This is a genomic window from Aeromicrobium changchenzhani (genome assembly GCF_057586615.1).
Genome location: NZ_CM172480.1, coordinates 3134131 through 3149608, shown reverse-complemented (window position 1 = coordinate 3149608; position 15478 = coordinate 3134131). Strand labels below are relative to the sequence as shown.

Sequence of the window (15478 nt, the reverse complement as noted above, 5' to 3'; positions counted from 1 at the left end):
GGCGTGGATCATGCCGTCGTGTCCCTATTGTGGGCTTTTCAGGGAGGCTGCGGCATGAGCATGCAGACTTTCACGCTCCCCGACCTCGGCGAAGGCCTGACCGAGGCCGAAGTCGTCCGCTGGCTGGTGGCAGTCGGCGATGTCATTGTGGTCGACCAAGCGATTGTCGAGGTCGAGACGGCCAAGTCGATTGTCGAGGTTCCCTCGCCGTATGCGGGCCGTGTTGCCGAGCTCCATGGCACGGAAGGCGAAACCGTCGATGTCGGCAAGCCGCTTATCTCCGTCAGCGCTACCGAAGCGCCTCCAGCGACCAAACCTCAGGTAGAGCCTGCAGCAGAGGTCTACCGCGAAGAGGAACAGGCCGGCTCAGGAAATGTGCTGATCGGCTACGGAACCTCAGATGTCGGTGGAGCTTCACGCCGTCGTCGCCGCCCGCGTACGAACCCATTGTCCACGTCCACGCCGATCGCCAGCACTGTCGGGACGATTTCACGGGTGACCTCACCGCTGGTGCGCAACCTTGCACGATCGGCCGGCTTATCGATCCCGTCGATCCCGGGCAGCGGCATCGACGGGCTCATTACCCGCCGTGACGTGCAGACCGCGATCGGCGCCAGCTCCGCCCCGACTGCAGCGACCACGCGAACGGGGGTGACCGTTGCACACCGCACGCCGATGAACGGATTCCGCAAGGCGGTTTCAGCCGCGTTGACTCGCAGCCGCAGCGAGATCCCTGAAGCAACGGTTTGGGTCGATGTCGACTTCACCGAACTGTTCGCACTGCGCGAATCTGCCAAGGCCACGGGCGGCTCCGTTCCGAGCCTGCTGGCCTATCTCGCCCGATTTACCGTTGCTGCGCTGCGGGCATATCCAGCGCTCAACGGTGAAGTCGACAGCGTTCGCCAGGAGCTCATCCAGTATGCGGAGACTAATCTGGGGCTCGCCGTACAGACCGATCGGGGCCTCGTCGTGCCCGCAGTCATGGCTGCCCATGGCCTCACGACTATCGAGATCGACACTGAGATCCGACGCATTACTGACGCTGCTCGAGACGGCAAAGCAACGCAGGGCGAACTCACCGGCGGCACGTTCACGCTTAACAACTACGGATCATTCAACGTCGACGGCAGCGCCGCGATCATCAATCACCCGCAGGTCGCGATCCTCGGCTTCGGCCGCATCATCGACAAACCCTGGGTCGTCAACGGGGAGATCGTGATCCGCAAGATCGGCCAACTGTCCTTCGTATTCGATCATCGTGTCTGCGACGGCGGAACCGCCGCGGGCTTCATGCGACTCGTCGCTAATTCAATCGAACAGCCACTCACCGCCATCAGCCATCTCTAGCTAAGGAATTGCCATGCTCGAAGACGTCATCACCACTTGGGACGGATCTTTATGTTCGACCCGGTTCGACCAAGAGACCGGAACCTTCTTCGCGATCGCTGTGCATTCGCAACAGCGCGGGCCGGCGGGCGGTGGGACGAGGGCCGCGCACTACGGGTCGTATGCCGATGCTGTCGCCGATGCGATGCGGCTTGCGGGCGCCATGACCCTGAAGATGGCCGCCGCTGACCTCCCGATGGGCGGCGGCAAATCGGTCATCGCCCTTCCACTGCCACGCCATGAGATCCCCGATGATCAGTGGCGCCGCATCCTCGAGATCCACGCCGAGAACCTCTCCACCCTCAACGGCAGCTACTGGACCGGTCCTGACGTTGGTACGACTTCGGCCGATATGGATGTCCTGCACGCAGCATCGGGCTTTGCCTTCGGCCGATCTGAGGCTTCAGGCGGACCCGGTTCGAGTGCGCCGGAGACCGCGCATGGTGTTTATGTATCCATCAAGGCCGCGGCAGCCGAGGCGGGCATCCACGATCTTGCCGGCAAGCGCATTGCCATCCAGGGCCTTGGGGCAGTCGGCATGGACGTCTTCGACCTGGCCCGCAAGGACGGAGCGGATTTGATCGTTACCGATGTTGACGCCGAGCGGTGCCGCCGGGCCAGTGACCTCGGTGCGCTTGTCGTGTCGCCCGAGGAGATCCTCGAACGGGAGTCCGACATTTTCGTGCCGTGCGCGATGGGCGGCGTATTAGATCAGGAGATCGCACGTCGCATCCGGGCACGGGTTATCGCCGGGGCCGCCAACAACCTGCTTGTCGACGCGTCGGCCGGGGACGAGCTCGCCCGACGCGGCATCGTCTACGCGCCGGATTTCGTGGCGAACGGTGGGGGAGCCATCCACTTGGTTGGGCGCGAAGTTCTCGGCTGGACGCCCGATGATGTGTCTGAGCATGTCGAGGGAATTGCGTCGACGTTGAGGGATATCTTCAGCAAAGCACATGAAGGTCGGACCGGTACGGACAAGGCCGCCCGACAACTTGCTGAGTCGCGTCTTGCCCTGGTCTGAATCCTGAAGGCTGAGCCGCTGATCAGACCTCGACAGCACCCTGCCTGAGGATGATGCTCACTGAAGGGCGGTCATGAATCTTCCGAGTCGGGAGATTCCCTCGTGCAGGTCATCGATCGATGCGGCATAAGAAAGTCGTACGTATGAATCGGCAGTGTGGCGACCGAAGTCTTTGCCGGGGGTCAGAGCAACATGCTCCTCCAGCAGCGCACGTTCGCAGAACTCCCAGGACGTCAGACCCGTTTGGGACACGTCGAAATAGACGTAGAAAGCACCATCGGGTTGTACCGGTACTGGGAGGCCGATTGAAGTCAGGCCCTCGAGAACGACCGCGCGCCGCTGTAGGAAGATATCCCGGCGAGTCTCGCAGATTGCGAGCGATTCTGGGGTGAAGCAGGCGAGAGCAGCATTCTGGGCGGGCGTGGATGCACAAATGAGGTAATTCTGCGCGAGGCGTTCGATTACCGGCACGAGCACGTCGGGGACGATGCACCAGCCGAGTCGCCAGCCAGTCATGCCGAAGTATTTGGAAAAGCTGTTGATCACGATGGCGTCGGGATCGAAGGACAGCACGCTGCTGGGGGATTTGCCGCCTTCGACATGATCACTGAGATTGAGATAAATCTCATCGACGATGCGCCACGCGCCCTGTTCCCGCGCGAACTGACACATCGCGGCGAGTTCACCGGTGGGTACCGAGGTTCCAGTGGGGTTCGATGGCGTTGCGACCATGAGTGCGCGCGTGCGGTCTGTCCAGTTGGAACGAACCAGTTCCGCATCCAGTTGGAATCGTGTCTCGGGGAAGGTCGGGACAAGGGTGACCTGTGCGCCAAATGTTTCGACGAGTTGGCGGTTACAGGGGTAGGAAGGATCTCCCATGATGACCGTGTCGCCGGGATCGACGACTGCCGCCAAAACCAATAACAGGGCGGCAGAAGCTCCTGCGGTGATGACGACTCGGGCCGGATCCACCACGACATCGTGCTGTTCCAGATAGAACCTGGCGATCGCTGCCCGCAACTCTGGAATTCCGAGCGCGGGGGTGTATGGGAGTGGTCTGCCATCCATGATTTCCCGCATGGCATCCGCAACCGGGGAGGGAGCGCCGAAATCCGGCTCGCCAAGACTGAGCTTGATGACGTGATGCCCCTGTGCTTCAAGGACCGCGGCCTTCTTGCCGAATTCCATCGCATAAAACGGGGAGGTGTTGTTTGCGCGTTCGGAGATCTTCATGCAGTGGCTCTGGACTCTCTCATTGCAACAGCTAGCCGCTGTTAGCGGTAGTTGGTGAACTGCACCGCGAAGTCGAGGTCGGCACCCTTGACGAGCGCGATGATTGCCTGCAGGTCATCACGTTTCTTGCTGGACACGCGAAGTTCATCGCCCTGGATCTGTACCTTGACACCCTTGGGGCCTTCGTCGCGGATCAGTTTCGAGACCTTCTTGGCCTGTTCCTGGTTGATTCCCTCGGTGATCGTCGACGAGATCCGTACGTCTTTGCCGGACTGGCGGGGCTCACCGTCCTCAAGCGTCTTGAGTGAAATGCCGCGCTTGATCAACTTCTCCTTGAACACATCGAGGATCGCGAGCGCACGCTCATCGGCATTGGCTTTGACCTCGATCCCGAATTCACCGCTCCAGTCGATCGAAGCACCGGTGTTCTTGAAGTCGTAGCGCGTGGCGATCTCTTTCGCCGCCTGATTGAGTGCGTTGTCGACTTCTTGTCGATCAATCTTGTTGACGATGTCGAATGATGAGTCGGCCATGAGTCCTCCTGAGGTATATCCGTTTGCGTCCAACCTATGGTGCTGCGCTATTGTTGCTTGCTGTTGCCCCCGGAAACGGGGTGCAGCGTTTGGCGGGTTGCCCGAGTGGCCAAAGGGATCTGACTGTAAATCAGACGGCAACGCCTACGTAGGTTCGAACCCTACACCCGCCACAGCACAACAGAAGGGCCTCTGAACAGCGGAAACGCTGAGTGGGGGCCCTTTCTGCATACGTGTCGAGACATGCAAGTCAGTCTGCATTGTCGTAGGTTTTCACAGTTGTGGGTCTGTCAGTCTGGACAGTTGACTCGCGACTCGGGCGGCGCTCGCTAGGAACATGTTGATGGCGGGGCGGCCTTTGGCAGCGTCCGCGTGGGCGACCAGGATTTGGCGCCGCAAGCGACGGGAAAGATCGAGAACGTCAATGCCGGCATCGGGTACGAAAGCGCGGCTGAGGTCAGAAATGAGAGTGATCCCGAGTCCCGCCGCGACCATGACGAGGGCGGTGGCCTGTTCGTCAACCTCATGGACGATCCGGATGTCGAACCCTGCTTGCTGGCATGCGGATCGGACGGCGCGGCCGTAGTAAGTGCGGGGGCCAGACATCACCCAGTCATGGTCTGCGAGATCGGCGAGCCGTACCGTGGCGCCCGTGAACCAGCCTGTGGGCGCGGCGAGGTGGAGCTCATCGTGCATCGACGGGACAATTGTGATGCCGGGGGCCCAAGGTTCGGTGGCATACGGATAGTCGATCAAGAAGGCAAGGTCCAAGTGCCCATGCCGCAGTTCCATGCCGGCGTCGTCGGGGTCGATCTCGCGCGTCCGTAGACGGATCTCGGGATGATGCAGTGCGAGGTCCTTAACAATGCCAGGCATCAAGCCGGCTGCCACCGTGCTGAACACACCCACAGTCAACGCGCCCGCCAGTGTGTCGCGTACCCGTTCGACCGCTGTTTGTGCATCCTGTTCTGCGGCCAACAGGATTTCGGCATGTTCGAGGAGTACTCGACCGACCTCGGTGACGGCGAGGCCGCGGCCGCTCCGCTCGAACACCGAAGCGCCGACCTCATGCTCCAGCGCAGCAATCTGCTGGGAGATTCCCGATGTTGAATATTGCAGCTCGCGCGCCGCCACGCTCATCCCGCCGTGATGACTCACTTCGCGGAAAATTCGTAGCCGTCGCAGATTTAACTCCATCCACAAATTATAAACCCAGAATTCAATTTCTTCCGCTAGACCTGAACGGTGCGGAAGTCCAGACTGGGAGCATAAGCATGGGGTCAGTGGCTGATCGTGGTGTAGGGAGCGTGTGGTGTTATTCGGTCTGGATCTCTTCGGGTGGATGGGAGGCATGTTGTGCGCAGCGGCCTATGTGTTGGTTTCCGGACGGCGTATCGCGCCCGACAGAGCACTATTCCAAGGCTTGAATATCGTTGGCGCGACGCTGCTGTCGGTGTCGTGTTTTCATAGTGGTGCGTTGCCAAGCGCATGCGTCAATATCGTGTGGATATTGTTCGGGATTCAATCGCTTGTAGTGGCGGGCAATCGGCGGCGCCAGATCGTCAGGCCTCCGGTGGCGCCAGATCTCGATGATGTCCCGGTCAACGCCTTCTGAACATCGGCGCATGGTGTGTCCCGCCGCGGTTACGTTCGTGCTCTATTGGGGGCCTGACCCGGTGGGGTGGGTGGTAATTCGCTTTGGCAGGTTTGTCCGGTGTAGCCCCGCTGATATATTTACGGTCGTGACCGTGTTATTTGTTGGTGATTTTTGTGCCATCTGTTCTCGTTTGGAAGTTTCTTGACTATGCCACGCAACCCGCCGCGCCCCGGAGTTGTGCACTCCCGGTGGTTCAAACTCGTATGGATTGTCCCTGCCGTCGTCGTCGTGTTGGGTGCGGCGGTTTTGGCATCGCGCTGGTTTGTAGACAGCCCGACTGGGCAGCGCTTTTTGGATAATTATTCGGGGCACTCGCCAGCAACGGTCGCGGCGACGGGTTTCCCGGGCTGGTTGCAGTGGCAACATTTTCTGAATTTTTTCATGATTGTGTTGATTATCCGATCGGGTTGGCGAGTCAGGGCCGATCGGCGGCCCGAGGCCTTTTGGAAGCGGACAGTCGGGCCACGGCGTAAATCAGCGGTGAAGATCAGCCTCTACCTGTGGCTGCATTATGTGCTCGACATTTTTTGGGTCCTGAATGGGCTGATCTTCTATATCCTGTTGTTCGCTTCGGGGCATTGGCGGCGCATCCTGCCGACCAGTTGGGACATTTTCCCCAATGCGATGTCGGCGGCGTTGCAGTATTTATCGCTGGATTGGCCAGCGGAGAGCGCCTGGACGAACTACAACGCATTACAGGTCATCGCCTATTTCGTCACGGTGTTCGTGGCCGCTCCGCTAGCGATCATCACCGGCCTGCGCATGTCGGCCAGCTGGTCGCCAAAGTGGAAGATCAACCGGATTTATCCGATGGAGTTGGCTCGACTCCTTCATCTGCCAACGATGTTCTATTTCGCCGGATTCATCGTTGCGCATGTGACCCTTGTATTCGCTACGGGTATGCGCTCGAACCTCAATAACATGTACAGCTGGCAAAGCGAAGGCTCAACCAGCTGGCTCGGATTCATTATCTTCGTGATCGGGATACTTGTTCTCGTCGTCGGCTGGATCGCAGCACGCCCGCTATTCATGAGCTCGCTCGCACGACCCACCGGGAAAGTCACCAGCCGCTGATGTTCACAACCAATCGGCATGGTGCCGGTTAATGCAAGGAGAACCCTGCAACATGGAGACGGCTGAGGCAGACCTGGTCGACGAGTTGTGCAGCATTGTTGGTGAACAGCACGTCCTCATCGATGCTCAGGTTATGTTGGGCTACGTCCAGGATTGGACGGGTCGTTGGCAGGGCGGCGCGCTGGCGGTCGTGCGGCCAGCGTGTGTCGATGAGCTCACCAGGGTCGTGCAACTGTGCGTCGGAGCCAAAGTTCCACTTCGCGCACAGGGCGGAAACACTGGCCTCGTTGGCGGAGCGACGCCACAACCCGGTGAAATCCTCCTCAGCACTCAGCGGCTGAACGATGTGGGCCCGATCGATGTGGATGCGCAAACAATCTCGGTTGGTGCAGGCACGAGCCTGGCTACCGTGCAATCGCATGTTCGAGCGCATGGCTTTGATATTGCTATCGATTTCGCCGCGCGCGACAGCGCGACGATAGGGGGAATAGTAGCGACCAACGCAGGCGGCGAACGCGTCCTGCGTCACGGTATGACGCGCTTTCAAGTCCGGGGGCTCGAGGCTGTTCTTCCCGATGGTTCGCTGCTGACCCACATGTCCGGTCTACCTAAAAACAATGCCGGCTATGACCTGACCCAAATCCTGATCGGCAGTGAAGGCACTCTGGCGATCATCGCCCGAGTACTGCTGCAACTCATTCCGCTTCAACCCATGCGAACAGTTGCGCTTGTTGCGGTTGCTAACACCCAGGACGCCTGCCGCCTCGTCACCGGCGTGCGACACCTGCTGCCGGCATTAGAAGCTGCTGAAATGTTCCACCACAACGGGTTGCGCCTGGTCCTCGAACACACTGGCACGCCTGCGCCATTTCGCGATGACTATCCGACATACGTTTTGTTTGAGACCGCCGGTCAGGTGTCAACAACCGATGACCTAGTCGCTGCTCTGGAAGGCCAAGCCCAAGTGCTGGACGCGGTCGTGGCTGACGACCTCACAGGTCGCCGCAACCTGTGGAAATTGCGGGAATCGCATTCGGAGGCCATCAATGCCGCCGGCACGCCGATCAAGTTGGACGTTGCCGTCCCGTTGTCTCGGTTGCCCGAATTTGAGGCGCGCTTGCGCGACACAATCCAGAACATTGCACCTGAAACGGGGATTATCATCTTTGGCCACCTGGCCGAAGGCAACCTACACATAAACCTTCTTGGCGCGGCGAACGCCGACACCGATGGAAGCCTTTCGGACGCGGTCTTGCAGCTAACAAGCGCTTTTGGCGGGAGCGTAAGCGCCGAACACGGCGTAGGAAGGGCCAAAGCTCGCTGGCTCAATCTCAGCCGCAGCCAAAAAGATATTGACGTTATGCATGCGATCAAGATGACGCTTGATCCCGACAACCTATTTTCGCCGGGAACGATTTTTGCTGGATCTCGTCCCGCCGCATCTCACGGCGTGCGCGTGCAGCCAGCAGATATCATTTCAAGATCATGCCTAAAGTAAGTGCTGGTGAGTCCACGTTGTCCGTTGGGGCAGCGCTGGCTCTGATCGACCTCATTGTCGCCAAGGGCCGGCCCGCAAGATCGAATCTCCGGTCGGAGCTGGCTTCGGAATCGTTGACGGCGGATGAGATCGAATTGCTGTTGAAGCACGTCGACGAGTCTCGCGACGCGTTCGATCGCTGGCGGCGCCGTGAGCAAGAACTTGCATCGATCCTGGCTGGGCTTAGAGAGCTGTCCGAACTGCGCGATGTCGACACGCTGCTCGATCGTTTGGTTGACCGAGCGAGAGCGCTGCTGAATGCCGATGTCGCCTATCTAACTGAATATCGCGGCGATCATCTGAAAGTTCGGACCGCATCTGGCGTCGTGACGGTTGAACTGCGCGATCTGCTCGTTCCCGCCGGGACGGGTCTTGCGAGCAAAGTTGTTTCTTCCCATCGGCCGCAGTGGACGTCGTCTTATGAGCAGCTCAAGGACGTATCCCATGATGACGTTGTAGACGATGCCGTCACGGCCGAGGGGCTGGTGTCGCTGCTGGGTGTGCCGCTCCTGGCCGGCAACGAAATTCTCGGCGCGCTGTTCGCGGCGAATCGAACGGTCTATGAGTTTAGCCCCGATGAAGTCGCACTCCTGGGGTCGTTCGCAGATCATGCGGCCGTTGTGTTGCAGACCGCGCGCTTACTTGAGAATGCTCAGGAGCGGGCGAACGAGGCAAAGCAAGCCAATGAGGTCTTGAGAAGCAACCTGGAAGCAATGAAACGTGCAAGCGTCGTGCACGAAGACCTAACCGCGGTTGTTGTGCAAGGCGGCTCGGCACGCGGGATAGCAACAACTCTAAGTATCGCGCTCGACCGGCGGATTGTCATTGTCGATCGAGAGTGGTTCGTCGTCGCAGAGACAGCATCGGAGAGTGGAGACTCGCACGTTGGTCAACCTGCGCAGCTAGCTGCGGCGGTTGAAGCTGCGATTGCAACAAGCCGCCATACCGGCATGTGTGTTTCGGCAGCCGAAATCGACTTTGAATGCGCTGTCGCAGTAGGTTCTAAAGACATTTTTTTGGGCGGCTTGATTGTTGGTTCCGGCGCCACTGAGCTTGGTGAAGTCGAGCGCCGAACGGTCGAGCGAGCCGCGCAAATCATCACACTTGTTGCATTGAAACAGGACGCAATCGACAGCGCCGCGAACCGAATCGACGACGAACTTGTTTCGGATCTTCTGAATCCGCGAACTAATAGCCAAGACGCATTGCGGAAGCGTGCCCGCGGCCTCCGCTTCCAGCTTGACCAGATTCGAACGCTCGTAGTCGTACCTGTTGCACAGGCAGAACGACGAACGGCATTGAACGCATTGCGTCGAACTGGACCAGATTTTCTTGTGGGCGAAGAAGCCGGCGTACTTGTCATGCTGTCCGTTGACGCGGACTCGACGGAGATTGCAACCCGCATTGAACGGACCGTCGCTTCGGTGCTGACGGGGCCGGTATCGGTTGTCGTCGCGGCTCCGTTTCTTGGTTTCGAACAAGCCCCAATGGCATTTGAGGCGGCCGTACGTTGCACTGAATTACTCTCAAGTCTGAACAGTCCGTCTGGCGTCTTTGATGCGCGCGAATATGAGCCATATATGGCGATGTTCGGCTCAGGTAGTGCTGGACTGGCGGGCTTCATCGACTCCGTCATTGGCCCGATTCTGCGGTGGGATGAAAAGCACCCGGGGAACCTAGTCATCACCGTGAAGGCTTTCGTTGAATCTCAGTCAAGCCCGACTCGAACTGCGCGAGAGCTTCATCTGCACGTGAATACGGTGCTGCAACGGCTGGATCGCATTGCCAAACTGCTGGGATCAAATTGGCGGCAATCCGAAGCGATGTTTCGTATTGAAGTCGCGATTCGCATGCACACCATCGCTTCAGAGACGCCGAAATGGAGAAAACATCCATAAAATTACACGAATGATGGATTCTCAATCCATGTGTTCTACCTCACTGTCGCTTTAGGCTAGTTAGGCGCCGTCGCGGAATGGTCCCGGATCCGAATGGGAGTCCCGACTCCGAACTTTGCGGCGCAATGACAGGGAGATACTCAGTGCGAAGCAGCAGGATCAAAGATTTTCGACATCAAGGTCCGGTGGCACGCCGGTCGTTGGCTGCCGCGGAGTTCGCTTTCGACGCTACTGACTTGGATGTTTTGGACCCCACGTTGGGGTTAACAGTTGATCAAGCCGACTACATGATTGAGAACGCCATTGGCGTGTTCGGCATACCGATCGGGCTGGCAACCAACTTTGTCATTAACGGAGTTGACCGGCTCGTGCCAATGGCGACGGAAGAGCCATCGGTTATCGCTGCGGCGAGCAATGCGGCGCGGATTGCCCGAAATACGGGTGGATTCTTCACGTCGAGCTCGACCCCACTCATGCAGGCTCAAATACAGGTCGTGGATACGAGCGATCCCGATGCCGCCTTGTTCCGAGTTCTTGAGGCGCGTGCTGAGTTGGTCGATGCCGCCAACGCGGAAGACCCGATGCTGCTATCCCTCGGTGGCGGCGTTCGTGACATCACCGCTCGAGTTGTCGACACCAAGGTCGGCAGACAAGTCGTAATCCACCTCGTGGTTGACGTCCGCGATGCGATGGGCGCCAACATGGTGAACACCATGGCCGAGGCGTTGGCGACGAGAATCGGCGAATTGGCGCGCGGCCGGACTCTCCTTCGAATTTTGACGAACAAGGCTGACCACAGAATCGCACGTGCGCGCGCAACATTTCGTGCCGAGGATCTGGGTGGTTCCCAGGTTGTGTCAGACATGATTGCGTGCGCCGCGCTGGCGGAAGCAGATCCCTATCGAGCAGCAACCCACAACAAGGGCATCATGAATGGGATCACCGCAGTCGCACTTGCCACCGGCAACGACACCAGGGCCATTGAGGCCGGAGCGCATTCGCATGCAGTCAGCGCACTCGGCCGCTATACGTCCCTTTCCCACTTTGAGGCCGATGCCGATGGCAACCTCTCGGTGAGTCTTGAGCTGCCTATGGCCGTTGGGACTGTTGGCGGAGCCACCAAGGTCCACCCCGTCGCGCAGGCGAGTCTGCGTATTTTGGGCACGAATGACGCTTCGTCGTTGGCAGAGATCATCGTGGCTGCGGGCTTGGCGCAGAACGTTGCCGCTTTGCGGGCATTAGCCACCGAAGGCATCCAACGTGGCCACATGGCTCTTCATGCCCGAAACATTGCACGAACAGCGGGAGCCACCGACGACGAACTCAGCAATGTGGTTGGTCAGCTGGTAGAAAGCGGATCTATTCAGGATGCCACCGCGCGTTCGATTATCGCCCAACTGCGGTCAACAACTGCCAAGGACAACTAGGTCCGACGTCTTACCAAGACCAATTCGACCCTATCTAGGAGAATCAACATGCGATCGACCGATCGACTCGTGAACCTCCTGCTGGGACTTGTCTCAGTCATGCTCATCGGCATGCTCACAGGTTCCTGGCGGGTGGTGTTATATCCGTACCTCGCTGTGATTGGTGTCATCTTGCTGTTGGGTATTGGTTCTTCCCGGCACAAGGATCCAATATACTTCCGCTTCGCGATCGGTATATCAGCGATTTATTTCGCGCTATACATCTGGCTTGATGTTGTCATGGGCACCGATGTGACCGTCAATACTCCGCTGATCGGCGGCGTAATTCCGAGCACCGCAATCTACTTCTTCGTGATTTGGCCGATGGGTTTGGTTGTCGCTTGCATGTATGCGATCCTCCATCGTCGATTGATGGCCGATGACGGGCTTGCGGAACTAGCGTCACAAGGAATGGGTTCCGCTCAAATCGTCGATAAGGATTCCGAATGAATGCCACCGTAGTTTCCATTGTCGCCGTCTATCTGCTGGTAGTTCTGGCAATCGGAGTTTGGGCTACGACCCGCACCAAAACCAGCGGTGACTTCTATATTGCTGGACGTGGCCTGGGCGTCTTGGTTATGGCTATCGCTGTGTTCTCCTCGATCCAGAGTGGATTTGGGGTTGTCGGCGGAACCTCGACTGTGGCGGCGGGCGGTTATGGCTTTGTCTCCGGTGTCATGATCGCGACCCCCTTGGGGTTTGCCATCACGTGGTTCGTACTTGGAAAGCGAATGGTCAATGTCGGCGATATGGGTGAGATTTACACCGTTGGCGACATAGCTGAACTGCGATACAACAGCCGGGCCGCCCGCGGGACCGTGGCAGTTGTCGTTGTCCTTGGTGTTCTCGGTTATCTGGGCACACAGGTCCTCGCCATGGGGATCGTCGTCGCGGCCATCTTCGACGTTTCGACGACGACCGGCGCAATTATCGGGATGGGCGTATTGGGCATCTACGTCGTGGGTGGCGGGATCCTCGCTGGCGTCTACACCGACCTTTTTCAAGGTTTGCTCATGATCGCAGCGTCAATGGTTTCCTTCTTTTATGCGATAGATAGCGCCGGCGGGATTTCGGGCATCACCCATACGCTCGTTGAGAAGAGTCCGGATCTGGCTAGCCCATTTGGAATCTCCCCGCTGATTACGATCCCGTGCTGGATTTTCCTTTTCAGCCTCGGTGGATCTGCCCAACCGCACGGGCTCACCAAATTCTTGATGCTTCGTGAGAAGCGAAGCCTGAAATGGGGGCCGCTGATTGGCGGAACCGGGTATGCGATTACGACCATGATGGTCGTAGGCATCGGTTCTGCGGTCTCAGTTCTAACGATTCGGGGAGACTTTCCAAAATTGGATTCGCCTGACGAATCCTTCACGGCCTACCTCACCGAGTTCACCCCACCGGTCTTGGCCGGTGTCGTGATTGCCGGCCTTCTGGCAGCGATCATGTCTACTGGATCAAGCTTCTTGACCCTTGGTGCTTCGAGCATCGTCCGAGATCTTCCGCGGGCTTTCAGAATCGAAATCCGCCGCGAATTGTTCTGGAGCCGCATCGCGGTCGGCGTACTGCTTGTGCTCTCCACCGCATTTGCTCTGTACATCGGTAGCGTTGTCGCACTATTGGGCACGTTCGGGTGGGGAACGTTTGCGGCCAGCCTGTTTCCGGCGCTGGTTCTCGGAATGGTTTGGCGCGGCGGAACCAAAGAAGCAGCGATTTCAAGTGCCATTATCGGCATCATTTTGAACTTCGTTCTTGAGGTGGGCAACAAATACGGATTTACGCCGCTCCCTGATGGCGTCGTCGTGGGCGCATTTACTTTCGCCGTATGCCTGATCATCTACATCGTGGTCTCAAAGTTCACTGCGGGGCGTGACACAACGCCGTCGGCAAACGATGCCCGTATGGCCATTGTTATTGATGGCGGATAGATCGGACGAACGTGCGGCCGACCGCTATCCATAGAGCACACTCAGATCGAGCGAGGACCAGTTAATGATCATCAGAACCGCGGGAGCAACCTACGAGAGCCTCTACGATGGCTTCAATTGGGACATTCCGGCGAGCCTCAATATTGGAACAGCATGCTCTGATGAACAGAATGGTCCGGACCTTGCGCTGATAGTGGCAGCCGGCGACAACGTCGAAGAATATTCATTCGACCAATTGGCTGAATCTTCAAACCGTCTTGCGAACGGCTTGAGTGGCTTAGGCGTTGAATTCGGTGATCGAGTTGCGATACTGCTTCCGCAGGGCTTCGAATGTGGGGTCTCGCACCTGGCAACTTACAAACTGGGCGCTGTAGCGGTGCCGATGACCCAGCTTTTCGGCCCATCGGCGTTGCGGTATCGACTGGCCGATTGCAACCCAAAAATCGTCATCACCGACCAATCAACACGTGCAGTTGTCGCCGAAATCGCTGCCGAAATCGGCGGGATTACGATCGTCGTCACAGCGGGTGAAGGCTCAACGTGTGATCGGACTTGGGAACGGCTTGTGACGGATTCATCAGCACAGTTGGAGGCTGCAGCCACTGGCCCAGATGATCCAGCGCTACTCATCTACACGTCGGGAACAACCGGTGCGCCGAAGGGGGCGCTGCACGGCCACCGAGTTCTGCTCGGTCACCTCCCAGGCTTTGAGCTGATGTTTGACTTCTTTCCCGGACCCGACGAGCGAATCTGGACGCCGGCGGACTGGGCATGGATCGGTGGGTTATTGGATGCGCTCCTTCCGGCTTGGTATCACGGGCGGCCGATCGTCGCGACGCCCGGAGCGCGATTTGATCCCGATTGGGCTGTCGGACTGATCAAGGAGCATCAAATAACGTCAACATTCCTGCCGCCGACGGCGCTCAAAATGATGCGGCAAGCCGGTGTCGAGCTCGAAGATGGTCCATTGCGGACGATTATGAGCGGCGGGGAATCGTTGGGGTCTGAAACGCTTAGCTGGGCTCGTGAACACTTAGGTGCGCGGATCAATGAGATCTATGGCCAGACTGAGGCGAATTTGCTGGTTGGCAACAGTTCCGAAGTCTGGGACGTTCGGCCGGGATCAATGGGACGTCCTTTCCCGGGCCACCGGGTGTCAGTTTTGGACTCGGACGGACAACTAGACCAGATCGATGTCGACGGAGAGATTGTCGTAAGTGCGGATGATCCCGTGATGATGCTTCGCTACTGGAACAACGCCGAAGCGACCGAAGCGAAGTATGTCGAAGTTGTGGATTCCCGTGGCAACACGTCCCGATGGCTTCGAACCGGCGATCTGGGGCACAAGGATGATGCCGACTATCTGTGGTTCATCAGCCGGCAGGACGATGTCATCATGTCAGCGGGCTATCGGATTGGGCCAGCTGAAATTGAGGAGTGCGTGCTGACACATCCGGCGGTTGCGATGGTCGCGGCGGTAGGGGTTCCCGACGAAATTCGCGGAGAGGTGGTCAAAGTATTCGTGAAATTGCGCGACGGCTTCGATCCGTCGGACGAACTCGCCGACGAGATCCGGCAGCATGTGCGCTCGCACTTGGCCGCGTACGAATATCCACGCGAAGTCGAGTTCATGGATGAATTGCCGATGACGGCAACGGGCAAGGTTCGACGTCAGGACTTGCGCGCCATAAACCGGGACTAGAACGCCGGGCCTTGCCCGTTGGCGTCAGCCCGCCGAACAGACG

The 15478-nt window shown here is 58.5% G+C and carries 13 protein-coding genes and 1 tRNA gene; 11 read left to right on the top strand and 3 right to left on the bottom strand.

What is annotated here, in order from left to right:
- Window positions 1-54 precede the first annotated feature (54 nt).
- Together AC2YB9_RS15880 and AC2YB9_RS15875 are read left to right on the top strand one after the other, a co-directional pair.
- Window positions 55-1347: a dihydrolipoamide acetyltransferase family protein gene (locus tag AC2YB9_RS15880; RefSeq protein ID WP_487266333.1), complete on the top strand. Its 1293-nt coding sequence runs from the start codon at window positions 55-57 to the stop codon at window positions 1345-1347.
- Between the two features lie 13 nt (window positions 1348-1360).
- A complete protein-coding gene (locus tag AC2YB9_RS15875) occupies window positions 1361-2410 on the top strand; it encodes a Glu/Leu/Phe/Val dehydrogenase family protein (protein ID WP_487266332.1) in 1050 nt (349 codons plus the stop codon).
- A 57-nt stretch (window positions 2411-2467) separates the two neighbouring features.
- Here the strand turns inward: AC2YB9_RS15875 and AC2YB9_RS15870 are convergent, their stop codons facing one another.
- Both AC2YB9_RS15870 and AC2YB9_RS15865 read right to left on the bottom strand, forming a co-directional pair.
- Window positions 2468-3643, bottom strand: a complete 1176-nt coding sequence (locus AC2YB9_RS15870; protein WP_487266331.1) for an aminotransferase class I/II-fold pyridoxal phosphate-dependent enzyme — start codon at window positions 3641-3643, stop codon at window positions 2468-2470.
- Between the two features lie 41 nt (window positions 3644-3684).
- Window positions 3685-4176, bottom strand: a complete 492-nt coding sequence (locus AC2YB9_RS15865) for a YajQ family cyclic di-GMP-binding protein (protein WP_487266330.1) — start codon at window positions 4174-4176, stop codon at window positions 3685-3687.
- Window positions 4177-4267: 91 nt separating this feature from the next.
- Between AC2YB9_RS15865 and AC2YB9_RS15860 the strand changes: the two genes are divergently transcribed.
- Window positions 4268-4349: transfer RNA gene (locus AC2YB9_RS15860), tRNA-Tyr, on the top strand.
- Between the two features lie 100 nt (window positions 4350-4449).
- On the opposite strand, the gene AC2YB9_RS15855 is transcribed toward AC2YB9_RS15860, so the two are convergent.
- Window positions 4450-5373 carry a LysR family transcriptional regulator gene (locus AC2YB9_RS15855; protein ID WP_487266329.1) on the bottom strand — a complete coding sequence of 308 codons (924 nt, stop codon included), beginning with the start codon at window positions 5371-5373 and terminating at the stop codon, window positions 4450-4452.
- A 115-nt stretch (window positions 5374-5488) separates the two neighbouring features.
- On the opposite strand from AC2YB9_RS15855, the gene AC2YB9_RS15850 reads away from it, so the two are divergent.
- The 8 genes from AC2YB9_RS15850 (at window position 5489) to AC2YB9_RS15815 (ending at window position 15435) form a co-directional block, all read left to right on the top strand.
- Window positions 5489-5791 (top strand): CBU_0592 family membrane protein, encoded by a 303-nt coding sequence (locus tag AC2YB9_RS15850; protein WP_487266328.1) that lies wholly within the window; start codon window positions 5489-5491, stop codon window positions 5789-5791.
- Window positions 5792-5980: 189 nt separating this feature from the next.
- Entirely contained in the window at window positions 5981-6907 is a 927-nt protein-coding gene (locus tag AC2YB9_RS15845) for a cytochrome b/b6 domain-containing protein (protein ID WP_487266327.1), read from the top strand.
- A 31-nt stretch (window positions 6908-6938) separates the two neighbouring features.
- A complete protein-coding gene (locus tag AC2YB9_RS15840; protein WP_487266326.1) occupies window positions 6939-8405 on the top strand; it encodes an FAD-binding oxidoreductase in 1467 nt (488 codons plus the stop codon).
- Entirely contained in the window at window positions 8393-10342 is a 1950-nt protein-coding gene (locus AC2YB9_RS15835; RefSeq protein WP_487266325.1) for a helix-turn-helix domain-containing protein, read from the top strand. The genes AC2YB9_RS15840 and AC2YB9_RS15835 overlap by 13 nt, the downstream gene beginning before the upstream one ends.
- A 143-nt stretch (window positions 10343-10485) precedes the next feature.
- A complete protein-coding gene (locus tag AC2YB9_RS15830) occupies window positions 10486-11769 on the top strand; it encodes a hydroxymethylglutaryl-CoA reductase, degradative (RefSeq protein WP_487266324.1) in 1284 nt (427 codons plus the stop codon).
- 48 nt (window positions 11770-11817) lie between these two features.
- Window positions 11818-12258, top strand: coding sequence for a hypothetical protein (locus AC2YB9_RS15825; protein WP_487266323.1), 441 nt, complete (start codon window positions 11818-11820; stop codon window positions 12256-12258).
- Window positions 12255-13733 (top strand): sodium:solute symporter family transporter, encoded by a 1479-nt coding sequence (locus tag AC2YB9_RS15820; protein WP_487266322.1) that lies wholly within the window; start codon window positions 12255-12257, stop codon window positions 13731-13733. Before AC2YB9_RS15825 ends, AC2YB9_RS15820 begins: the two co-directional genes overlap by 4 nt.
- Window positions 13734-13797: 64 nt before the next feature.
- Window positions 13798-15435, top strand: a complete 1638-nt coding sequence (locus AC2YB9_RS15815) for an AMP-binding protein (protein WP_487266321.1) — start codon at window positions 13798-13800, stop codon at window positions 15433-15435.
- Window positions 15436-15478: the final 43 nt, after the last annotated feature.